Below are 20376 nucleotides of genomic sequence, written 5' to 3' on the forward strand. Positions count from 1 at the left end.
ATGAACCTGAGCCCGACCTGTCCCTCTGCACCTGAGCCCGACGCGCCTGAGCCCGACGCCATCGGGTGACAGGACGATCACCAGGAGTCACCGGCGCCGACGCTCCCCGCCCCCGAGATGGGTGTCCACCTCGGTTCGCCGCGGCGGCCCCAGCCGAAGCGGCGCGGTGCACGCCGCCTCGCCCCGGGACGCGGGGTGATGGTGAGCGGGCACGGGGGGTGCTCCCACAACCGCGTGGTGACGGCCCCACCCAACAGTCCGGTGAGGACGCCGTGGCCCCCCGACCCCAGGACCAGCATGTCCGCTCCGGTGGCCGCCGCGACCAGGGCCGGGAACACGGGGCCCTCGAGGACCCGTTCGGTCACGCCCCTCGCCGCTCGGTATCCCAGTGCATCGACCACGGCGTGGTGGAGCTCGAGGTCGGCCCTGCCGCGCCTGCCCGGCGCGACGGTCCCCGAGTCCGGGATGGTCCCCAAGTCCACGATGGCCCCCGAGTCCGGGATGGCCCCCGAGTCCGGGATGGCCCCCAAGTCCCCGAGGGTCCCCGGGTCCCCGATGGCCCCCGAGCCGGCCGGCTCGGTCGCGCCCCCGCGGACGATGACGGCCTCGAGGTCGGCGCCGGTCGCCCTGCCCTGGTCCCAGGCCCACTTCAGGACGGAGGGCGACGATGCCGATCCGTCGACAGCCGCCACGATCCTGCGGGCAGGCGCGTCGACGGCGGGGGTCTCGGGCTGCGACGGGACGAGGGTCACGGGGCAGGGTGCGTGATGGGCGAGGCGGAGGCTGACTGAGCCCAGCAGCGCTCCGAGGACCGCGCCGTCGCCGTGCGACCCCAGGACGAGGAGATCGGCGTCCTGGGCGACCTCGGCGAGGACACCGGCTGGCCGGCCCCTGATGACTCGGGCAGCAACGCTCCTGAGTCCCTCCTCGCCCAGCGTGTCGGCGATGGCGAGGTGCAGCTGCGAGCGCGCGGCTTCCCCCCAGTCCGTGAAGGGGACCTGGACCCCGACCAAGGCGCCGTCGGCGTAGGGCGTCGGTTGGCGCCAGGCGGTCACCACGGTCAACGCGGCATTCATCAGCTGCGCCTGGGTCCAGGCCCATCGAAGGGCGCGCAGGGATTCCGGCGACCCGTCGACGCCGGCCACGATGTGAGGGCCCGGCGCGCTCCGGTGCACCATCGCCGCGTCCGTGAGGATCTTGTCTGCGGGACCGCTTGGGCGGTTCGGTGTCTGACCGGCCATGCCTCATGGTTCCGCCCTCAGGCTGTCGGCCGCAGTCCCCGTGCGCGGTGATGATCGACCGGGTTCGGTTGCCGGCCGTCGGCAACGGTCGCGGTGGGCGTACCGGCGACCTCCGGGAGGTCCCTGGCCATCAGCTGTAGAGGCGCCCGGCTATCACGGACCGCGGCAGGCGTTGGGGAGACGGATGGGCGATCACGACGCCGATGCCGTCCGGGTCGCGGGCTCGCACGAACGTGACTCCGCCGCTCTCGTGCCGGGCAGGATGGCCGCCGCGATCCCTCAGGGCGGCTTCGACCTCGTCGAGCGCCTCCGCACTGTCCGTGCACCACATCAGGTACTGAAGCCCGATGTGCGCCAGGGGGTGCTCCGCCCTACCGCCCTTCTCGACCAGGTACATCTGGAAACCGTCGGGTGCGACCAAGAGGGCGGCACCCAGCTCCCGGACGGTCAGGCTGCAGGTGAACACGTCGCGGTAGAACTCCACCGACCGGTCCAGCTGTGCCACGAACATGACCGATGACGCGAGTCGTACCAGCCGTTCCACCGCTCCCCTCCCAGGTGCCGTCGTCCGTTCGTCGCCCCTCCGGCCCCCGCCATCGGTTCCCCCAAGGCTGCATCCGCCTGCCAGCCTTGGCACCGTCAGCGGTCGGTCGACTTCCGGACTCGTTCGTTGCCCATGAGCGGCAACGCGACCCCGACGACGAGGTATGCCGTGGTGTCACCACCCGGCAGGCCGTGCAGCACCTGGGCCCGGCAGCTCCTGCTCCGGCCAGCCCAGCAGCTTCGCGCCGAGGACCGCCGCGTTGAGGATGAACCGTTGGGAGGGGTCGGCCGGATCGTGGGCGGTCAAGGTCCTGACTCGGTCCAGCCGGTAGGTGACCGCCCGCACGGACAGATGCAGCCGCTGTGCCGTCACCGTGTTGACCTCGCCGCACCCGAAGTAGGCCTCCAGGGTGTCGAGAAGCGGACGGGCTCCCCCGCGTGCCTGGCGCAGGGGACCCAGCACCGAGTGGACCAGGTCGACGATCGCCGGTTGGTCGCGGAACAGGACCCGGTAGATCAGCAGGTCCCGGCCTTCCACCACCGGAGTCTCCAGCTGCATGCGCGTCGCGGTGATCAGGCCGTCCCTGGCCTCCTCGTAGGAGCGCGCGATCCCGTACGCACCGGGGTGGGCTCGCCCCACGGCGACACGCCACGGTGAGGTGCGCCTGAGCCGGCTGAGCTCGGCATGGATGACGGTCCCGAGCGAGTCCGCCGTGCCAGGCGCCCGTCCCGTCCTCGTCGTGGTTCGCGAGGGCCCCTCAGGGGCGAGGACGACCACCAGACCCTCCTTCGTCGTCACCAGCACGTCCCGGTCCCCGAAGCGGCTCAGGACCACGCGTTCCAGGGAACGAGTGGCGGCCTCGATCGACGCGGGCCGCTGCCCGGGTCGGGCCAGGGCGACCTGGTGGGCGCGGGTCAGGTCCAGCCCGAAGGGCTCGGCCCGCTCCACGAGCTCGCTCAGATGGGCGTCCCCGCGCAGCAGGTCCTCGATGAGCTCGCGGCGAAGTGCTTCCTCCCAGCGGACCATCTCCCGGCCCGCCTCGGCATGTCCCTCGGCAAAGGTGGCGACGGCCTCCTCCATCACCTGCAGGAGGGCTTCGGCCGCGGCCCGCACGGCGGCGTTGTCGCGTTCACGCGTCACCGCCGGGAGCTCGAGCCAGACTCGCCGGGCCGCCGCGAGGTAGAGGCGAGCGCCTCGCCCGGTCGAGATGCGCGACTCGGCCGCGTGCCTGCCCAACATGCGCACCGCCTCCAGGTCGCTGCGGGCGGGACGCTCTCCGAAGGTGGCCGCATGGGCGAGCATGGGCAGGTAGTCACCGAGGAACTCCTCGGGGACGTTCCCCGCGTCCCGGCTGGCGCCCTTCGCCACAGACCTCAGCCACTCATCGCCCTCGGCCACTGCCCACTTCGTGCCCGCGCGCCGGTGGGCACCGGGGGAGTCGCCGCTGTCGTTCATGGACGTCCGTTCGCTCGTGCGATGTCACGCTCCTCCAGTAGACGCCTGGTTGCCGGAGGTCGGCAAGCAGTTGTCCGGGGCGCCTGGCCCGGGACCGTCCCCCATCGGCCACCCCGACCCGCTCCGCTCCAGCACTTCAGGGGGTCAAGGAGGACTGCTCGTTGCTGCCGGCCGGAAGCCGGCCCGGCGCGGAGTTCGCCGGTCAGGGACAGTGCGGTGCGGGGCCCTGGCACGGCAGTGTGACGACAGGACACGTGGGCCACACGGCACGGGGATGGCCTCCACCTGCTCGACGGGCAGGGGCTGATGATGGAGACCTCGGGTGGGCCCGACGCATCGAGGACGGACGCCATGCCACCGAAGCCGCCAGTGCGACTGAAGAGGATCTACGACCAGCCTTGCCCGGCCGACGGGTACCGGGTGCTGGTGGACCGGGTCTGGCCGCGCGGGCTGAGCCACGAGCGCGCCCGGATCGACGAGTGGCTCAAGGAGGTCGCCCCGTCCACGCAGCTGCGCACCTGGTACGGACACCAACCGGCCCGCTTCGAGGAGTTCGAGCGGCGCTACCGCGCAGAGCTCACCGTCGCGGAGCCGGCTGCCGCGCTGGCCCACCTGCGTGGGCTCCTCCACGACTGCGGCCCCGAGGGGCTGACCCTCCTGACCGCCACGACGCGCTACGACATCAGCCAGGCCGCCGTCCTGGTGACCCTCCTGAGCGCGCCCGACACCACCACGGACGCCTGAGGCCACCGGCGCAGGTGGGCGTGCACCGCGTCCGGTTCGTGCACCGAGGTCCGCGTCGGCTCCTGCGTGGGGGACCTTCGACACTGCTGTCGCGGACGACCTCGCGTCAGTCTGTCGCGAGGCGGGCAAGCGCCCCACGGTGCCACCGCCTCTCGACGACATGCTCAAGGACAGCGATGACCACACCAGGGACTCGAAGCGGTGAGTGGACGCCCGCCGAGCCGCTCCTCCTCGACCGGCTCATCCCGGCCTGGGACCACGAGATCTCGGTCTCCCAGCTGTTTCGGGCCCCGCCTGCGGAGGTGTTCGAGGCGATCACGACGCTCGACCTGTTCCGCCTGCCACTGGCCAGGGTGCTGCTGGAGGCCCGCGGCCTGCCCAGCCGTCTCGCCGCCACCGCTGCCCGTCGGCACGGCCAGAACGTCGCCCAGGAGCCACCGACCTTCCGGTTGCGCGACCTGCCTGCACGCGGCTGGATCCCGTTGGGTGAGCGACCCGGGACCGAGCTCGTCCACGGCGCGGTCAGCCAGCCGTGGAAGGGGACGGGAGGCTCACCGCCCGAGCCGCCGGTGACCGCCGCGACCTTCGCGGCGTTCACCGAGCCCGGCTACGCCAAGCTGGCGGAGAGCACCGTGGTCATCCCCTACGGCGTCAGCGGATGCGTCCTGACCTTGGAGAGCCGGGTGGTCCTCACCGACGACGACAGCCGGCGGCGGTTCCGGCGTTACTGGCTGGCCGCCGGACCGTTCATCCGGCTGATGCGCCCCACGGCGATGCATGCCCTCGAGCGGCAGCTGCGCCAGTCCGGCGCCGGCACGCCCACGCACTGACACGGGGACGTCACCGGGTCCGCCCCCGCGCGAACCTGCACCGGGTCGAAGGTCCCTTCGCCCGTGAGGTGACCACCGGATACTGGACGCGTGGGGGGCTGATGGACCAGGGGAGGTCACGTGCCAGGCATCGTCGACTCCGTGGCGTCCTCACGCACAAGGCTTCCCATCCGACGGCGCCGGGCCGAGGCGGTGAGGACGTGGTCGCACCGCTGAGGACGGAACGAGGCACCCCCCGGACCCACGTCGTCGTCGGCGACACGGCGCCCGACGGCTCGTGGAGGCTGCTGCTGGGCGCCGGTGGGGTGTCGGCGTGGGTGTTCGTGGCCCTGCTCCTCGCCGCGACCGTCATCACCCTGACGATCCCGGCCGCCCCCACCGAGGGCGGGGCGAGGACCCTGGCGTACATCGCCAGCCACCGGATCGCGTATGCCGTCGTGCAGCAGCTGTGGCTCGTGCCAGGCGCGTTCGCAGCGGTCACCTACCTCGCGCTGTACCCCGCGCTCGAGCACGTGCACCGCAGCCTCGCGGCGCTCGGCTCGGCCGTCGGAGTCCTCTCCTGGGCGCTCACCCTCGCCATCCCCACCACGACGACCGGCGCCCCTGCGCTGGTGGCGCTCAGCGACGAGTACTCGGCTGCGCCCGACGCGGCGCGCCGGGCCGCGATCGCCACGGCGGCCGAGGCCCTCCTCGCCCAGAACCGCACGACCGTGGTCGTGGGGCCGCTCACGGCCGTGGCCCTGCTGCTCGTCTCCCTGGTGATGCTGCGCGGCGTCTTCCCCCGTGCGGTGGCGTGGCTCGGGATCGCGGCCGGCGTGCTCGGTGTCGTCGCCGAGCTCCTCAGGACGGTGGTCGAGGGGCTCTACGGCGGGTACGGCGTGCTGCTGCTCGCCTGGATGGCAGCCGTGGGCTGGTGCCTCCTGCGGCTCGGCAGGGAGGGCACCACCACACCGACCACCACACCGTCGAGCAGCGAGGAGTCCTGATGGCGTACCTGAAACCCCCGGCCCTGACCAGGCGCGTGGTGAACCCACTGGTCGGCCGCCTGCGGGTCGGGCGGGTGGAGCTGCTGCGTGTGCGCGGCCGTCGCACCGGCGCGACCCAGAGCGTCCCCGTCGTCCCGGTCCTGGTCGACGGCCACCGCTACCTCGTGGCGCCGTACGGCGAGTCGGACTGGGTCCGCAACCTCCGGGCCGCCGGCGAGGCGGAGCTGGACGGTCGCCACGGACCTGCGCACGTCCGGGCCGATGAGGTCGCCGTCGCGGACCGGGGCAGGGTCATCGACGCGTACCGCCGCGCCACCGGCCGAACGGTGCAGCGGTGCTTCGACGTCCTCCCGGACCCCCGGGACCACCCGGTCTTCGAGATCCACGAGGGCGGCTCCTGACCGGCTCCCGCGAGGCACGCGAGGCCGGATCGCCGCGAGGCTGCGGGCGACCCGCGACCCGCGACCCGCGACGGTGGCAGGTCGTCGCTGGCCCCACTGCGGGACGAGGCGGGGTGGAGAAGGCCTCGGTCAGGTGAACATCGACCGCGCAGCGTCCAGGCCCGTGACCTCCACCGGCACCCGGGTGGACCCGGCCCCCCAGCGGGCGCTCGTCAGCCGGAGGCGGTCCGAGACCACCACCTCCTCGCCCCGCCGGTCCCGGGAGATCCCGTCGGGCTGGTAGCCGAGCCTGCGCGAGACGCCCTGCGAGGCGTGGTTGTCCTGGAACACCTCCGTGGTGGCGTCGGTCGCCCCGAGATGGTCGAAGGCAAGGGTCAGGAGCGCCGTGCGGGCCTCCGTGCCGTACCCCCGCCCCTGGAACCGCAGTCCGAGCCAGGAGGACGTGGTGACCTCGCGGTTGACGCGGAAGTCCTGCGCCCGCAAGGTCGCGATGCCCATGGGGGTCCCGGAGCCGTCGATGACGGCGAGTCCGAGGCTCCAGCTGTCGGGTTCCCAGGCGGACAGCCGGTACCAGTGCCCGCTGAGGACCTCCCTCGCCCGCTCCTCGGGGCTGCCCTCGGTCCACGGCGTGAGGAAGGGACGCTCGTGCGGCGCGTGCACACCCTGCGCTGCGACCTCGGCCAAGGCCGTGATCTCGTCCTCGGTCGGAAGACGCAGCGTGAGTCGGGGCGTGGTCAGCACCAGTCCGAACGGGGGCCAGAGGTCGGCAAGCACGGCAGCGATCCTGCCCCATGGGAGCGTGCGACGGGGTCAGCCCGGTCCCTGGGTCAGGGAAAAGCCTTCCACTGCCCCTCCGAGACGACCCGAGCCGTCCCGTCGACGACGACGATGGCCGTCTGCTCGTCGATGGCGTACGCCGGACCGGCCACCTCGGCGGCCCACTTCTCGGCGTTCGCCATCGTGTTCCAAGCCATGTCGGGGTGGTTCAGGTGGGGGAAGATCGAGAAGTCGACCACGCCCAGGGTCCGGTCGCCGTCCGTCGCCGCGTCCCACGCGACGAAGTCCTCACCGATCCGCGGCGTCATCACCATGCTGCCGGCGCTCACGCCGACCCAGACCGTGTCGGGCAGGGACGGCAGCAGGTCGGCCACCCCCGACGCCCGCATCCAGTGCGCGAGGAACGTGGCGTCGCCACCGTCGACGAGGAGCACGTCCGCCTCGCGCACCCACGGCTCCCAGCGGTCCCTGCCGATGCTGGGCAGGGCCGTGAGCTCCAGCAGCCCCAGCGACTTCCAACCCAGGTCGCACATGGGCGACGACGGCTCCCCAGCGGGAGCCGACCCGGACACGAAGCGCCAGGCGGACGCCGGCGTGCACCACGGATGGCCCCATTCAGCCGTCGGGATGCACAGGGCGGCGGACTCCTCGACGCCCTTGCCCAGCAGGTCGACGAGCGTCTCGCGGATGCTGGGGTTGGTCACGCCCCCCGACGTCAGCAGCAGCTTCACGACGCCCTTTCCTCACTGTCGCAGTGCATGGTCGACACCCCTCCCTGTCCACGATGGTCGCCATTCTGACCGGCCCGGCGTGCAGGACTCATCGCACCGACTGCGCGCCGAGCCGATCGAGCTGCGCCATGCGGCGCGCGGGGATCGGCGAGATGGCCATCAACCACGATGCGGGCGGCGCGCCGGAGGCGGCCCCGCAGACCCGGCGGCGACCGCCAGGAGGTGCCGGCCGCGGAGGCTCTCCTCCACTGCCAACGTACCGCGCGACGGGGGGCTTGCGGCAAGGCCCCTCGTGTGTCGCAGACTGCCGCGTCAGGTGCGCACGAAGACGGGGGCGGGAATGCACGACGTGGTGGTTGTCGGGAGCGGTCCGACGGGGCTGGTGCTGGGTGCCGAGCTGCGTCTCGCCGGGGTGGACGTCGTCGTCCTCGACCGGCGCGAGTCGCAGGAGCTGGCCGGCTCGCGGGGCGGCGGTGTGCACGCGCGCACGATCGAGCTGCTCGACCAGCGTGGCATCGCCGACCGGTTCCTCGCCGAGGGCAGGACGATCGAGGCAGCGACGTTCGGCAGCACCCCGCTCGACCTGGGCCGACTGCCCACCCGGCACCCGTACACGCTGGCGCTGTCCCAGAACCACATCGAGCGACTGCTGGCCGAGTGGGCTCTGGAGCTGGGCGTCCTCGTCCGGCGGAGCACGGAGGTCACAGGGATCGACCAGGACGCCGAGGGCGTCGAGGTGCAGCTCGCGTCCGGGGAGACGCTGCGGAGCCGGTATGCCGTGGGGGCCGACGGCGGGCGCAGCCTGGTCCGGCGCGGGGCCGGGATCGCGTTCGTGGGGCCGGACGCGACGCGGAGCACCCTGATCGCCGAGGTGCAGGTCACCGAGGACCTCCCCCGGGCCGGGAAGGTCGACGAGCGAGGGATCCACGGCCTGCACGCCATGGGCGACGGCGCGGTGCGCGTCGTGGTGACCGAGGCCGAGCTGGGCCCCACGACCCCACCGACTCTGGAGGACCTCCGGCGTGAGCTGGTCTCGGTCTTCGGCACCGACTTCGGCGTCCACAGCCCCACGTGGCTGTCGCGGTTCACGGACGCGACGCGTCAGGCGACGGCCTACCGGTCTGGCCGCATCCTGCTCGCCGGCGACGCCGCGCACGTGCACTCCCCCACGGGTGGCCTCGGCATCGGCCTGGGGCTGCAGGACGCCGTCAACCTCGGTTGGAAGCTGGGTCAGGTCGTACGTGGCGAATCCGGCGAGGAGCTGCTCGACACCTACCACGCGGAACGTCACCCGGCCGGCGCCCGGGCGCTGACCTACACGATGGCCCAGTCCCTCTTCCAGAAGGCCGACCCCCGGCAGGAGGCGCTGCGCGACCTGCTCGACGAGGTGCTCGTCCTCGACGACGCCAACCTCCGCATGGCCGCGCTGGTGACAGGGCTGGACGTGGCGTACGGCCAGGCCGAGGGCCACCCGCTGCTGGGGCGGCGGATGCCGGACCTCGACCTCGTGACCGCCGACGGGTCGGTGCGCGTGTCCGAGCTGCTGCACGAGGCGCGCCCGGTGCTGCTCGAGCTCGGCGGCCCACCACTGGCCGACATCACGACAGGGGCGCCTGACCGGGCCGGCCTCGGTCGGGTCCGGCACGTGCCCGGCGAGTACGACGGGGGGTGGGTCCTGCCCGGGGTCGGCGAGGTGAGCGCCCCCACCGCCGTGCTGGTCCGCCCCGACGGCCACGTGGCCTGGGTGGGTGAGGGCTCCTCCGACCGGCTCACAGGGGCGCTGCGGACGTGGTGCGGGGTCGGAGCAGGCGGCTGAGCCGGGTGCTGCCTGCTGTTTCCGTCGCCGTGCGAAGGGGTACGGACCGTCGCCGGGGGCGATGCCGCCGGTGACGTCCGTGCGCCGTCGTGGCGTCGACACCGAGAAAGGGACTGGCTGCATGCCGCAGGAGCTGTGGGAGATCGAGGCACAGGAACCGACCGTGCTGGTGCGGTGGAACTACCTCGACCACGAGGGCGGCCTCGAGAGCGAGGTCTGGCAGGGCACGCTGCGGGCAGCCAAGGAGGCATCGGCGTCGACGCGGGTGCGGGAGCTGGGGCTGCGGACCTACCTCGAGGTGATCCTCACGCCCGTGGGCGCGCAGGGGACGGTCGAGTTCTTCTGCACCCTCCCGCTGGAGGACCGGACCGTCGGCTACTCGATCGACACCAGCGGCGCCCTGACGGTCACCATGGACGGCCTCCCGCGGTTCATCTTCAACGCCCGGTCCTGGGACTCGGTCAAGCTCAACGGCGCCACGATCCGCGAATAGCGTCCATCAGGCCTCGGCGGGCCGGCCGGCCACAGTCGGGGTGAGGGGCCCGTCAGCCAGGGGGCTCCGACGCGACGATGTCGACCGAGACCTCGACGGCCGTCTCGGTGCCGCGGTTCTCGAGCCAGTGCAGGGTGTTCCGGTCCTCCGGCCACCCCAGCCCCGGCCCGTACTCGGTCGCGACGCCGCCGCGGTGGTCGGTGATCGTGCCCTGCAGGACGTAGACCGTCCCGGGCCGCCCCTTGTGGTCGTGCTCGGGGCCGAACGTGGCGCCCGGTGCCATGCTCACCAGGCGCATCCGCAGCTGGCGCCCCTGCATGCCTTCGATCTCGGGCCCGAGGTCGACGGCCGCCAGCAGCTCGACCGTGACGCCCTGCGTGGACGGCGACGTCCGCGATGTGTGTTCGCTCACGGGGCCATGGTCCTCCCCGGCGCGGCTGCGGGGAAGGAGGACCGGGCGCCGGCTACAGCCCGGCGCGCAGCAGCAGCGTGAGGAGCACCGCCGCGGCATACAGCACCACGACGGCGCCGGCGACGGCGGCCATGGTGTGTCCCACCCACCACGCGGGCTGGTGGTGGGGCAGGTGCAGGTGGTCGAGTGCCGTGCGCATGGCGCACCCCCTCGTCTCGGGTTGCGGTCACCATCGGTGACCACGTCAACGGTAGGACGGGGCGGGAGGCCCCCTCCAGCCGCCACGCCGCGGCGCGGTCAGGCCCAGTAGTTCTCGACCGTCGAGGCGTCCCGCACGTGCGCCCCGTCCGGGTTCTCGCCGAACTCGCGGCGCGCCCGGCGCTGGCGCAGCAGGTCCCAGCACTGGTCGAGCTCGACCTCGACGGCGCGCAACCGCTGGTTCTCCTCCTCCACCGTGATGTCGCCCTCGCCGAGCTGCGAGCGCAGCGAGTGCTCCTCGTCGATCAGACCCTTGATGCGCTGCTGGATGTCGATGTCGTCGGCCACCCGCCCACTATGGCACCGGCCCCTTCCGCGGGCGAGGGGCGCACTGCTTTCATGGACACGTGGCACCGGGCGGTGTCGAGAGCCGGGAACCGTTGGCCTGCACCGTGGTCAGCGGTGACGGCGTCACGGGCCTGGCCGAGGCGTGCGACCGGCTGGCGCTCGATCCCGCCGGACCCGCCGTCGTGCTCGTCCGGGTCAGCCCACCCACGCCCGCGAGCGCCGCCGTGGTCCACGCCGTGGTCGACCTGTTGCACGACCGGGGTTGCGACGACGTCGCCGTGGGGGTCCGGCTCACCGTCGGCGACTACGACCGGGGGCACCGTTCGGCCACCCTGCTTGCCGTCGACGCGGGCCTGACCGGCCGCACCGCGGCAGGGCACGGGTATGCCGTGGTCGACCTCGGCGACGACCTCACCCCCACGCCGGTCCCGGAAACCGCTGTGCTGCATGGCCATCCCTGCAGCGCACTGTGGGCGGCAGCCCGCACCCGGGTGGTCGTCGCCCGGGCGGTCACCGACCTCGTCGACGGGTATGCCGGGTCGCTCGCGACGCTCCTCGGCGCCGCGCCCGAGGTGGCCGGCGCCGAGGCCGCCGACGTCGCCGTGGACCTGCTCACCCACCTGCCCCCGGGCCTCGTCGTCATCGACGCCCTGGCCCCGGCAGCCGGCGCGGACGGGGCGCGGCTGCCGGTCCTGCTCGACACCGGGGCACTGGTCGTCGCGACCGACCCGGTGCTGGCCGACACCTGCGTGGCCGCGCTCTTCGGGGCCGACCGCGCAGCCTCGCGGCTCGTGGCCCGGGCGGTGGAGCGGCTGGGACCGCCTGCAGGATGGCTCGACGGGCGGTTGCCCTCCCCGGCCCGGCCGCTGGGACCGCACCCGCGGCTGCGGTCCGTGGCCGCCGCCCTGGCCGACGAGCCGCGCCTCGAACGGGTGCTGCACGCGGCGGTCGGCGGCGCCGACGAGGGCGGGGAGCCGGTCGACCCGGTGCTCGCGACGCTGCGCAGCGTCCTCACTCCCCTGGTCGAGGCCGCCGACGACCCCACCGGGCAGCTGGCCCTCGAGTCGCTGCTCACCCTCACCCATGGGCTCGCGCGGTCCGGCCGGGCGTGGGCCGTCGGCGCCGACAAGGACGCCGTCGACCGACGCGAGGTGCCGCTCGGGTTCGACCCCGCGCAGTGGCCGGGCGAGGAGTACGACGGGCTGCCGGCGTTCGTCGCGCCGTTCGAGGCGCTGCTCGCCGGGACCCGGCCGAACGTCGACGGGATGCGGTGGCGGCTGGTGGACGGCGCGACCGTCTTCGAGGTCAGCCGCGACGTGCCGGCGGACTTCGACGACTGGGTCGCCAGGGTCGACGTGGCGGCGGGGATCAGCCTGATGGCCGACTACCTGGGCGGACGGCGCGTCACGGTCCCCGGCAGCCGCGACACCTCCGCCACGAGGCAGGCGGAGCGCAACCTCTACCTCCCCCAGCCCAACTACCTCGCCGCGTGGGGCGGCCGGGCGATCGACGTCGGCAAGATCGAGCTCGTCGAGCGCCGGGCCGACGAGCACCGTCTCACGTGGCGAACCGTGCTGAGCCCCAACGGTTCCGCGACCTACGACGACGGCCTGCTGAGCTTCCGGCGCAACGGCCGTGGCACCCTCGTCACCGTCCGGGGGCGACAGCTGTTCGCCCTGCCCCCGGCCTGGGCCGGTGTCGACCTCGACCGGTGGCCCGAGGTCCGCACGCCGCTGCTCGAGGAGGCCTACCGCCGGTTCTTCACCACGACCTTCGACAACCTCGAGGCCTGCTTCGAGGGACGCGAGTTCCGGATCGGCCGTCCGCCACCCGAGCCGGACGAGCCGCTGCTGACCCGGTCCGTCGAGCTGCTGCTCGCGGCCGCGCGGGAGTGGCTCGCCGACCGGGGCACCGGGTCCCTCGGCACCGGCGTCGGCGCCCCCGGGTTCAGCGGCGGCACCGACAACACGCCGGGGCCCGGCACCGCTGCCGGGCCGTTCGTCGACGACCACGGCTTCACCCACGTCCGGGGGACCCGGTGAGGGTCGCGGTCACCGGGGCCACCGGGCTCGTCGGCTCGCAGGTCGCCGCCGCGGCGCTGCGGGCCGGGCACGACGTCGTGGCGGTGACCCGGGCGCCCGGAGCCGGCGTCCGGGTCGTCGGCGGGGCGCAGGTGCCGGGCCGCGTGGCCGCGCTCACCGACCGGGACGCCCTGCGCACCGCCTTCGAGGGCTGCGACGCCGTGGTGCACTGCGCCGCCGTCTACGCGTTCGGCGCCTCCCGGGCGAGCGAGGTCGGGCAGGTCAACGTCGAGGGGACGACCCGGGTCGTGCAGGCCGCGGCCGATGCCGGGCTCGAGCGGGTCGTCGTCACGAGCTCCAGCGTCACCCGCGGGTCGAGCCTGCTGCCGGTCGCCCGGACCGAGGACGACCGGCTCGGCGACGAGCCCGCCCCCGCCTACTACGCCAGCAAGGTCGCCCAGGAGGAGGCGGCCCTCGACGCCGGCCGCCGGCACGGCATACCCGTCGTCCTCGCCCTGCCCACCGTGGTGCTCGGCGGCCCGTTCACGCGCCTCGCGCCCAGTAACGCCATCGTCCTGCGCTACCTGCTCGACCCGACCCGCAGCACCTTCCCCGGCGGCTGCAACGTGGTCGACGCCCGCGACGTCGGCGCCGGCCACGTCGTCCTCCTCGAACGGGGCGAGCCCGGCCGGCGGTACCTGCTCGGCGGCGAGGACCTCACCTGGCGGACGCTGCACACCCTCGTCTCCGAGCTTGCCGGCCTGCCCGGGCCGTTCGCCGAGCTGCCCGCCGCGAGCGCCTGGGCCGTCGCCGCCGTCACCGAGTGGTGGGCGGGGCTCACCGAGCAGCAGCCCCTCTCGACGCGCGACGAGGCGAGCACGGTGGGCCGTCACTACTGGTACTCCAGCGCCAGGGCACAGGAGCTCGGGTATGCCGCGCGGCCGGCGCGCGAGGCCGTCGCAGCCTCCCTGGCGTGGCTGGCCGTGAGCCCGGACCTGCCCCGGTGGGCGCGCGAGGGCCTGCGGCTGCACCCGGACGTGCGGGCGGCCCGCGAGTTGGTGCCGGCCCCGCTGGGCCCCGCGGCGACGGGTGGGGTCGAGGAGGCGGTCAGGCCACGACCTCGACGCTCACCTCCAGCGTGGCCTCGTCGCCCCCGCTGACCTCGACCGTGCCCTCGTACCGGTCCCCGACCGCGGCGTCGGAGGTGTCGAGGTCGACCTCGAGGCGCACGGGGTGGTCGCCCCCGGCGGGGACGGTGACGTGGTCGGGGTCCACCCGCAGCTGGGCGGCCACGAGGGCACCGGTGGCGTCACGCAGGTCGCTCGGGGTCAGCTCGACCCGGCGGGCCCGGGCGTGCCGGTTCACGACGGTGACGGTGGCCTGGGCGGTCTGGCCGAGCACGCCCCGGAGCACGACGGCGGACCGGCGCGAGGCCCCGACGGCCTCCTCTGCCTCCGGAGCGGCCTGCCCCTGGGCAGTGCCGCGGCGGGGTGCAGCCGTGCGCTCCCGTCCCCGCGCCCCGGCCGCGGACGCCTCGCTCACCACCCGGGCGGCGCTGCGGGTGCCGAGCGCCATGAGCTCGCCGGCGTAGTCGAGGCCGAGGGCACCGACCTCGCGCCAGTAGCGGGCGCCCTCACGGCTCACCGCGTCGAGGTACGCGCGACCCGCGCTCGACCGGTCCACGTCGCCGCTCAGGGTCGCCCGACCGAGCTCGAGCGACTGCTTGGCGAGGTTCGCCTGGGCCTGCAGGGCGGCCCTGGCCAGCTCGGTGATCCGGGCCAGCGTCTCGTCGGTGCCGGTCGTCCGCTCGCTCATCGGTGCCCCTCCTCGCAGCAGCCGCACCCACACCCGACGTCGACGGGGTCGCACTCGGCCGGCAGGACGACGAGCGCGACCCGCTGCGGACGGGCGCAGCCCTCGAACCGCACGTCGGCATACGCGGTGGAGCAGGAACCCACGTCGACCCCGCGCAGGACCGACACCTGCCGAGCCGCCTCCTCCCCCATGTCACCGGCGGTGCGCACGCGCTCGTCCTCGACAGGATCAGCCTGTCCCGCCTTCCCCGGCTTCCCCTGGTGCTCGGTCGCGGTGTCGCCGGCAGCCTTGGTCCCGGTGGCGGTGACGAGCAGCCGCACGACCCGGTCCTCGCACGGGGCCAGCGTGAGGCTCGTGTCCTCGAGGCGCGCCCGGACCTCGAGCGCGTCACCCCCGCAGGCGTGCCAGGGGCCGACCTCGAGGGTGACCTCGCGCTCTCTGCGCCACGGGTTGTGCAGGCGGAAGGGCACGACGCGGACCTCGCCGGCCCGCGCGCGGACGACGAGGTCCGCCTCGGGGACGCAGCAGTCGCAGGGGCCGGGACAGCCGCGATGGGGATGGTGGCACCCGCTGCAGTGGCACCCACCGGCATAGCGGTGCTCCCCGCACCCGCAGCCGACGTGGCGGCAGTCATCCGGGCCCTCGTGGCCACGGCACTCCCCGCACCCGCAGCCCTCGTGGTGGTGGCCGGAGCGCTGCTCCCATCCGTGGTGGTCGTGGTGGTGCTCGTGGCCCGGGTGACCCCCGTGCCCGTGGTCGTGGCGGGCGGCGGTGTCCGCTCGCGGCACGACCCGGGGCGGCGAGCCGGGCTGCAGGCGCGGCACCCCGAGGGCGTCGGCGCCCGCGTCGGCGACCGGCTGCCACGCGCGGGTCCACTGCTCCCAGGCCGAGGTGGACTGGTCGGCCCACTGCTGCACCGCCTCGGCGAGGCCGGTGCGCAGCGTCGTGAGGTACTCGGGTGCCGTGGTGCTCATGACGGTTCCTCCGGTGCGGTGCGGGGCAGGACCACGACCTCGAGGTCGGCGGTCCCGACGGGGATGCGGGCGACGTGCCGTCGCGTGGGGTCCAGCTCCTCCGGGACGGTCAACTCCGCCGCGACGCTCACGATGGCGCCGGGCTCGACGGTCGTCGGGTCCAGCACCGTGAGGGAGATGTCGGGCCCCGGGTCGGGGCCGCCGTCGTCGGTGCGGGCGCGGCTCAGCGGTGCCAGCGGGATGTCGACGTTGCCGTGGTTGACCAGCGTGAGCGGGACGCGCTGGCGGCCCACCGTCGCGAGCACCCGGTGGGGGCTGAGGTGCAGGTCGAGCTCCGGCTCCACGAGGACCCGGACCGGGCGGCGCGTCCCGCCCAGCTCCAGCTCCGCCGCCACCTCGCCGGGTGGCGTCGTGCGGTCGAGGCTGACGGACACGGGCACGGAGGCCGTCGCCCCCGGGGAGATGAGCGCCGTCGCCGTCCCGGCGACCGGGTCCCGCCCCGACCGGTGCAGCACCGCGCCGCGCACCGAGACCCGCTCGGAGACGGCGTTCTCCACCGAGACGGTGGCATGCAACCGGCCCGGGGGCCCGGCGAGGACGATCTGGTCGGCGGCGGACCCGGTCCGGGCGCGGTCGGCCGCGGCGCCTGCGACGGTCTCGCGGTCGGCGGCGGGCTTGCTGGAGGTGGCCTTGCGGCGGCTGGTCGGCATGGCGCCCTCACAGGTCGATCACGACGGGGCCGTGGTGCTCGGGCCGGATGTGCGCGGTGGCGCGGCCGCGGACCGTGAGGGCGAACAGCTCCAACCCCAGGACCGACCAGCCCCAGGTCTGCTCGTAGGGCGTGCACACCTCGGTGGCCGGGGGCGGCCCCAGCTCGAGGCGGACGCAGGTGTCGATCGCGACCGGCTTGAGGTCGACCGACGAGGTGGTGTCCACGCTCGATCGGCTGTCGAGGTTCGACGTGGTGTTCACCGTCGAGGTCGTCGTCACCGGTTCGAGGGTGATCGTCGCGTCGGAGTGCACCGTGTTGGTGCCGTCGTTGGTGTTGGTCGTCCCTCCGGCCAGGGTGAGCTTCATGTCGTCGAGCCCGGTGAGGGTCGAGGTCACGTCGGCGTTCACGTCGGAGCTGAAGGTGTTGCCCCCGAAGACGGTGGTGTCGATGCTGTAGTTGGCCATCAGGGCTCTCCTGGCGTGGGCGTGGGCGGGCTGACGAGGTAGGAGTGGTGGAAGCCGAGCCGCGGGTCGCCGAACGCGCCCACCCTCGGGTCGAGGTCCTGCAGCTCCGGCATGACGACGCGGTCGCGCTGCTCCAGGGACGGGTAGTCGTAGACCGTGATGTGGTTCTGCCCGCGGTTGGCGGTGAAGAGCAGCGTCTGGTCGGCCGACAGCTGGCAGGCGTAGATGCCGTCGACGAACGCCCCGCGGCTCACCCGCAGCGACTCGGCATACAGGTGGCTGTTGCCGAACACGTTGCCGCGCATGAACGCCTCCGCGACCGTCGACGCGCTCTGGCGCGTCAGCGCCAGGCTCTCCAGGGCCCCGGGGTGCTCGTCGATGAGCCGGTGGTGGCTCAGCGTGAGCAGGTCGACGAGGACGACGGTGTGGCTGCCGCCGGTGCAGAAGATGAGCTCGGAGTCGGAGATGGTCACGTCGGAGTTCACGTGGGCAGGCAGGTCCCGGTCGGCGGCCCAGTGCCGGACGACCCGCCCGTCCTCGGCGTCGATCTCGAAGGCGTACTGCCGCAGCCAGGCCATGCCCCAGTGCTCGTAGTCGGTGCGGTCCGCGGGGTGCACCCGGAAGGAGATCGCGTAGAAGACGTCGAGCACCGGGTGGCAGACGACGTGCCAGCAGGTCGTGGGCAGCGCCACCCGGCGCACCTCGCCGGTGACGGTGTCGAGGATCCCCACCTCCTTGGCCTCACCACGGGTCGGGTGGTCCATGCCGCCGTAGACGATGTAGCGGCCCGAGGCCGTGCGCTTCATGGCGTGCGGGATCTTGAGCTGGTGCGGCGCGACCTGCTCGGCCTTGGTGAGCCGGTTGACGTCGAACCTCCACAGGTGCTCGCCGATCGAGGTGACGAACTGGGTGTCGTCGAGCCAGACGAGGTGGGTGCTGCCCTTGATCGTCGTGTCCGGCACCTCGAACCGCAGGGTCGAGACGCGGTCGGCCTCCTCCAGCGTGGCGAGGTCGTAGAAGAGCAGGTGCTGGCCGGTGTTGCCGAGGAAGCCGATGCGCCGGCTCGGGTCGACGTTCGGGGCGTGGCCGCCGGAGGCGCCGTCGAAGTAGGTGACCTTGTACGCGTGGTCGCCGGTCTCCGGGTCGTAGTGGAACAGGCACACGCCGGCCCTGCCCTCGAGCCCGTTGAGCCCGTTGCCGTCGAGGGCGACGTGGAACGCGTATGGGTAGGTGCGCATGTGCCCCCGGCCCGCTTGCCCCGGTCGTGCGGTCGGCGGCCCGGCGGACCACCGCACCTCACGGTACCCGCGCCCGAACCGGCGTGACAGGGGTCAACGGGGACCGAGCGGGAGTGACAGGGACCCAGCGGGGGCGCTTTGTCCCCTATCGACCCACCTGCCCGGATCCCTTGCGGCTCAGCGGAAGACCTCGGGGAACTGGTCGTCGCGGAACTCCTCCGACAGCGACGTCGCGCCGTCGAAGGCCTGCTGCTCCCGGTCGCGCAGCTCGACCCGGCGGATCTTGCCCGAGATGGTCTTGGGCAGCTCGTGGAACTCGATGCGGCGCACCCGCAGGTAGGGCGCGAGGTTGGCGCGGGCGTGCGCGAGGATCGACCTGGCCGTCTCGGCATCCGGGGCGTACCCGGGAGCGAGGGCGATGTAGGCCTTGGGCACGGCCAGGCGCGTGGGGTGCGGCGCGGGGACGACGGCGGCCTCGGCCACGGCCGGGTGCTCGATGAGGACCGACTCGAGCTCGAACGGCGACACCTTGTAGTCGCTGGCCTTGAAGACGTCGTCGGTCCGCCCGATGTAGGTGATGTAGCCGTCCGCGTCCCGCTGGGCGACGTCGCCGGTGTGGTAGAAACCGCCGGCCATCGCCTCGGCCTGCCGCTCCTCGTCGCCGAGGTAGCCGGTCATGAGGTTGACGGGATGCTGCGAGAGGTCGAGCACGATCTCGCCCTCGTCCGCCCGCTCCCCGGTCAGCGGGTCCACGAGCTCCACCGGGACACCGGGCATGGGACGGCCCATCGACCCGGGCTTGACCCGGTCGCCGGCGATGTTGCCGACCTGCAGCGTGGTCTCGGTCTGGCCGTAGCCGTCGCGGACGGTGACTCCCCAGGCCCGCTCGACCTGGGTGATGACCTCAGGGTTGAGCGGCTCGCCGGCGGCCAGCAGCTCGCGCAGCGCCCCCTTGCCCTCGAGGCCACCGAGGTCGGCCTGGATGAGCATCCGCCACACCGTCGGCGGCGCGCAGAACGTGCTCACCCCGGCCCGGCGGATCTGCCCGAGCAGGGCGGCCGCGTCGAACCGGCCGTAGTTGAAGACGAAGATCGTGGCCTCGGCGATCCACGGGGCGAAGAAGCACGACCAGGCGTGCTTGGCCCAGCCGGGCGAGCTGATCGCCAGGTGCACGTCGCCCGGCCGGACGCCGATCCAGTACATCGTCGACAGGTGCCCCACGGGGTAGGACACCTGGGTGTGCTCGACCAGCTTGGGCTTGCTGGTCGTCCCGGACGTGAAGTAGAGCAGCAGCGGGTCCGACGGGGCGGTGGTCGTCTCGAACGGATGGCCCTGCACGGCATACGCCTCGGCGTGGGAGTGCCACCCCGGCGCCTCGCCGACGACGACGCGCAGGTAGTCGCCGGGCACCTCCTCGAATTTCGACGCGTCGGAGGCGTTGGCGACGACGACCTTCGCCCCGCCCCGGCCGACCCGGTCGCGCAGGTCCTGGGGGCCGAGCGCGGAGGTGGTCGGCATGACGACGGCACCGAGCTTGAAGACGGCGAGCATGGTCTCCCACAGCTCGACCTGGTTGCCCAGCATGAGCAGCACCCGGTCGCCCTGGGCCACCCCGAGGTCGGAGAGCCACACGGCCACCTGGTCCGAGCGGGTCGCCATCTGGTCGAAGGTCAGCCGCTGCTCGCTGCCGTCCTCCTCGACGATCCACAGCGCCGTCGCGTCGTTGCCGCGGGCGACGGCGTCGAACCAGTCGACCGCCCAGTTGAACCGCTCCCCGACGTCCGGCCAGCGGAACTCGCGCATCGCGTCGTCGTGCCGACCGGAGAGCGAGAGGAGCTGGTCACGTGCAGCGCGGTACGCCGTGGTGGGGGTACTGGGTGCCATGGACCGACCCTGCTACGCCGGTGCGGCCTCCGCAAGGGTGTCCGACGCCGACGCGATCGCGGACCGGCGACGACTGGGAGTCAGCCATGCGGGCGAGCACCGACAGGGCGACCTCGCCCAGGTCACCCTCGACACGCTCGGAGTGGCGTGCAGACGGAGGACCACCTGGGGCCAGGCAGGGGTTCGGCGCCACCGGTACCGAGCCGAGCAGTACCTGCGCGAGCGCGGCCTCGCCAGGTCGTGCTGACCGGGATCTCCGCCAGCGTCGTCACCGACGCGATGGGCGGGCGCG

At 73.6% G+C, this 20376-nt stretch carries 23 protein-coding genes; 9 read left to right on the forward strand and 14 right to left on the reverse strand.

Annotation, left to right across the window (positions count from 1 at the left end; all coding sequences use genetic code 11):
- Positions 1-77: 77 nt before the first annotated feature.
- The 3 genes from ACYVDO_RS06385 to ACYVDO_RS06395 all read right to left on the reverse strand — a co-directional run bounded on the left by ACYVDO_RS06385 (position 78) and on the right by ACYVDO_RS06395 (position 3240).
- Positions 78-1241, reverse strand: a complete 1164-nt coding sequence (locus tag ACYVDO_RS06385; protein WP_460933898.1) for a universal stress protein — start codon at positions 1239-1241, stop codon at positions 78-80.
- A 130-nt stretch (positions 1242-1371) separates the two neighbouring features.
- Positions 1372-1752: a VOC family protein gene (locus ACYVDO_RS06390; RefSeq protein WP_460933901.1), complete on the reverse strand. Its 381-nt coding sequence runs from the start codon at positions 1750-1752 to the stop codon at positions 1372-1374.
- 207 nt (positions 1753-1959) lie between these two features.
- On the reverse strand, positions 1960-3240 hold the full coding sequence (locus ACYVDO_RS06395) for a PucR family transcriptional regulator (RefSeq protein ID WP_460933903.1): 1281 nt from the start codon (positions 3238-3240) through the stop codon (positions 1960-1962).
- Positions 3241-3609: 369 nt separating this feature from the next.
- Between ACYVDO_RS06395 and ACYVDO_RS06400 the strand changes: the two genes are divergently transcribed.
- The 4 genes from ACYVDO_RS06400 (at position 3610) to ACYVDO_RS06415 (ending at position 6201) form a co-directional block, all read left to right on the forward strand.
- Positions 3610-3984: a DUF488 domain-containing protein gene (locus ACYVDO_RS06400; RefSeq protein WP_460933905.1), complete on the forward strand. Its 375-nt coding sequence runs from the start codon at positions 3610-3612 to the stop codon at positions 3982-3984.
- A gap of 176 nt (positions 3985-4160) precedes the next feature.
- Positions 4161-4814 (forward strand): hypothetical protein, encoded by a 654-nt coding sequence (locus ACYVDO_RS06405; protein ID WP_460933907.1) that lies wholly within the window; start codon positions 4161-4163, stop codon positions 4812-4814.
- Between the two features lie 200 nt (positions 4815-5014).
- A complete protein-coding gene (locus ACYVDO_RS06410) occupies positions 5015-5800 on the forward strand; it encodes a DUF4386 family protein (RefSeq protein ID WP_460933909.1) in 786 nt (261 codons plus the stop codon).
- The gene (locus ACYVDO_RS06415) at positions 5800-6201 is read left to right on the forward strand and encodes a nitroreductase/quinone reductase family protein (protein WP_460933911.1); all 402 of its coding nucleotides are present in this window, start codon (positions 5800-5802) and stop codon (positions 6199-6201) included. Before ACYVDO_RS06410 ends, ACYVDO_RS06415 begins: the two co-directional genes overlap by 1 nt.
- A gap of 129 nt (positions 6202-6330) precedes the next feature.
- Here the strand turns inward: ACYVDO_RS06415 and ACYVDO_RS06420 are convergent, their stop codons facing one another.
- Together ACYVDO_RS06420 and ACYVDO_RS06425 are read right to left on the reverse strand one after the other, a co-directional pair.
- Positions 6331-6975 (reverse strand): GNAT family N-acetyltransferase, encoded by a 645-nt coding sequence (locus tag ACYVDO_RS06420; RefSeq protein WP_460933913.1) that lies wholly within the window; start codon positions 6973-6975, stop codon positions 6331-6333.
- Positions 6976-7028: 53 nt separating this feature from the next.
- A complete protein-coding gene (locus ACYVDO_RS06425) occupies positions 7029-7709 on the reverse strand; it encodes a Type 1 glutamine amidotransferase-like domain-containing protein (protein ID WP_460933915.1) in 681 nt (226 codons plus the stop codon).
- A 316-nt stretch (positions 7710-8025) separates the two neighbouring features.
- On the opposite strand from ACYVDO_RS06425, the gene ACYVDO_RS06430 reads away from it, so the two are divergent.
- Positions 8026-9525: an FAD-dependent monooxygenase gene (locus ACYVDO_RS06430; protein ID WP_460933917.1), complete on the forward strand. Its 1500-nt coding sequence runs from the start codon at positions 8026-8028 to the stop codon at positions 9523-9525.
- A gap of 121 nt (positions 9526-9646) precedes the next feature.
- Positions 9647-10018 (forward strand): hypothetical protein, encoded by a 372-nt coding sequence (locus ACYVDO_RS06435; protein WP_460933919.1) that lies wholly within the window; start codon positions 9647-9649, stop codon positions 10016-10018.
- 52 nt (positions 10019-10070) lie between these two features.
- On the opposite strand, the gene ACYVDO_RS06440 is transcribed toward ACYVDO_RS06435, so the two are convergent.
- From ACYVDO_RS06440 to ACYVDO_RS06450, 3 genes are all read right to left on the reverse strand, one after another.
- A complete protein-coding gene (locus tag ACYVDO_RS06440) occupies positions 10071-10430 on the reverse strand; it encodes a cupin domain-containing protein (protein WP_460933921.1) in 360 nt (119 codons plus the stop codon).
- Between the two features lie 52 nt (positions 10431-10482).
- On the reverse strand, positions 10483-10629 hold the full coding sequence (locus tag ACYVDO_RS06445) for a hypothetical protein (protein WP_460933923.1): 147 nt from the start codon (positions 10627-10629) through the stop codon (positions 10483-10485).
- 98 nt (positions 10630-10727) lie between these two features.
- Positions 10728-10976, reverse strand: a complete 249-nt coding sequence (locus tag ACYVDO_RS06450; protein WP_460933925.1) for a DUF2630 family protein — start codon at positions 10974-10976, stop codon at positions 10728-10730.
- Between the two features lie 59 nt (positions 10977-11035).
- On the opposite strand from ACYVDO_RS06450, the gene ACYVDO_RS06455 reads away from it, so the two are divergent.
- Both ACYVDO_RS06455 and ACYVDO_RS06460 read left to right on the forward strand, forming a co-directional pair.
- Positions 11036-13018 carry a DUF362 domain-containing protein gene (locus ACYVDO_RS06455; protein ID WP_460933927.1) on the forward strand — a complete coding sequence of 661 codons (1983 nt, stop codon included), beginning with the start codon at positions 11036-11038 and terminating at the stop codon, positions 13016-13018.
- On the forward strand, positions 13015-14157 hold the full coding sequence (locus ACYVDO_RS06460; RefSeq protein ID WP_460933929.1) for an NAD-dependent epimerase/dehydratase family protein: 1143 nt from the start codon (positions 13015-13017) through the stop codon (positions 14155-14157). The genes ACYVDO_RS06455 and ACYVDO_RS06460 overlap by 4 nt, the downstream gene beginning before the upstream one ends.
- On the opposite strand, the gene ACYVDO_RS06465 is transcribed toward ACYVDO_RS06460, so the two are convergent.
- The 6 genes from ACYVDO_RS06465 to ACYVDO_RS06490 all read right to left on the reverse strand — a co-directional run bounded on the left by ACYVDO_RS06465 (position 14105) and on the right by ACYVDO_RS06490 (position 20084).
- On the reverse strand, positions 14105-14812 hold the full coding sequence (locus ACYVDO_RS06465; RefSeq protein WP_460933931.1) for a hypothetical protein: 708 nt from the start codon (positions 14810-14812) through the stop codon (positions 14105-14107). The two genes, ACYVDO_RS06460 and ACYVDO_RS06465, sit on opposite strands and share 53 nt — an antisense overlap.
- Positions 14809-15786: a hypothetical protein gene (locus ACYVDO_RS06470; RefSeq protein ID WP_460933933.1), complete on the reverse strand. Its 978-nt coding sequence runs from the start codon at positions 15784-15786 to the stop codon at positions 14809-14811. Before ACYVDO_RS06470 ends, ACYVDO_RS06465 begins: the two co-directional genes overlap by 4 nt.
- Positions 15783-16496: a hypothetical protein gene (locus ACYVDO_RS06475; RefSeq protein WP_460933935.1), complete on the reverse strand. Its 714-nt coding sequence runs from the start codon at positions 16494-16496 to the stop codon at positions 15783-15785. Before ACYVDO_RS06475 ends, ACYVDO_RS06470 begins: the two co-directional genes overlap by 4 nt.
- A 7-nt stretch (positions 16497-16503) precedes the next feature.
- Entirely contained in the window at positions 16504-16962 is a 459-nt protein-coding gene (locus ACYVDO_RS06480; protein WP_460933937.1) for a hypothetical protein, read from the reverse strand.
- Positions 16962-18200 (reverse strand): NHL repeat-containing protein, encoded by a 1239-nt coding sequence (locus ACYVDO_RS06485; RefSeq protein WP_460933939.1) that lies wholly within the window; start codon positions 18198-18200, stop codon positions 16962-16964. The genes ACYVDO_RS06480 and ACYVDO_RS06485 overlap by 1 nt, the downstream gene beginning before the upstream one ends.
- Before the next feature lie 177 nt (positions 18201-18377).
- A complete protein-coding gene (locus tag ACYVDO_RS06490) occupies positions 18378-20084 on the reverse strand; it encodes an AMP-binding protein (RefSeq protein WP_460933941.1) in 1707 nt (568 codons plus the stop codon).
- On the opposite strand from ACYVDO_RS06490, the gene ACYVDO_RS06495 reads away from it, so the two are divergent.
- The gene (locus ACYVDO_RS06495; protein ID WP_460933943.1) at positions 20083-20331 is read left to right on the forward strand and encodes a hypothetical protein; all 249 of its coding nucleotides are present in this window, start codon (positions 20083-20085) and stop codon (positions 20329-20331) included. The genes ACYVDO_RS06490 and ACYVDO_RS06495 overlap by 2 nt on opposite strands.
- Positions 20332-20376 lie beyond the last annotated feature (45 nt).

This window comes from Phycicoccus ginsengisoli (genome assembly GCF_054779295.1).

Coding starts and splice junctions, on each gene's coding strand:
- ACYVDO_RS06390 (WP_460933901.1), bottom strand. CDS start 1,752: ATGTTCGTGGCACAGCTGGACCGGTCGGTGGAGTTCTACCGCGACGTG.
- ACYVDO_RS06490 (WP_460933941.1), bottom strand. CDS start 20,084: ATGGCACCCAGTACCCCCACCACGGCGTACCGCGCTGCACGTGACCAG.
- ACYVDO_RS06445 (WP_460933923.1), bottom strand. CDS start 10,629: ATGCGCACGGCACTCGACCACCTGCACCTGCCCCACCACCAGCCCGCG.
- ACYVDO_RS06415 (WP_460933911.1), top strand. CDS start 5,800: ATGGCGTACCTGAAACCCCCGGCCCTGACCAGGCGCGTGGTGAACCCA.
- ACYVDO_RS06495 (WP_460933943.1), top strand. CDS start 20,083: ATGGACCGACCCTGCTACGCCGGTGCGGCCTCCGCAAGGGTGTCCGAC.
- ACYVDO_RS06480 (WP_460933937.1), bottom strand. CDS start 16,962: ATGGCCAACTACAGCATCGACACCACCGTCTTCGGGGGCAACACCTTC.
- ACYVDO_RS06465 (WP_460933931.1), bottom strand. CDS start 14,812: ATGAGCGAGCGGACGACCGGCACCGACGAGACGCTGGCCCGGATCACC.
- ACYVDO_RS06475 (WP_460933935.1), bottom strand. CDS start 16,496: ATGCCGACCAGCCGCCGCAAGGCCACCTCCAGCAAGCCCGCCGCCGAC.
- ACYVDO_RS06435 (WP_460933919.1), top strand. CDS start 9,647: ATGCCGCAGGAGCTGTGGGAGATCGAGGCACAGGAACCGACCGTGCTG.
- ACYVDO_RS06470 (WP_460933933.1), bottom strand. CDS start 15,786: ATGAGCACCACGGCACCCGAGTACCTCACGACGCTGCGCACCGGCCTC.
- ACYVDO_RS06485 (WP_460933939.1), bottom strand. CDS start 18,200: ATGCGCACCTACCCATACGCGTTCCACGTCGCCCTCGACGGCAACGGG.
- ACYVDO_RS06405 (WP_460933907.1), top strand. CDS start 4,161: ATGACCACACCAGGGACTCGAAGCGGTGAGTGGACGCCCGCCGAGCCG.
- ACYVDO_RS06385 (WP_460933898.1), bottom strand. CDS start 1,241: ATGGCCGGTCAGACACCGAACCGCCCAAGCGGTCCCGCAGACAAGATC.
- ACYVDO_RS06395 (WP_460933903.1), bottom strand. CDS start 3,240: ATGAACGACAGCGGCGACTCCCCCGGTGCCCACCGGCGCGCGGGCACG.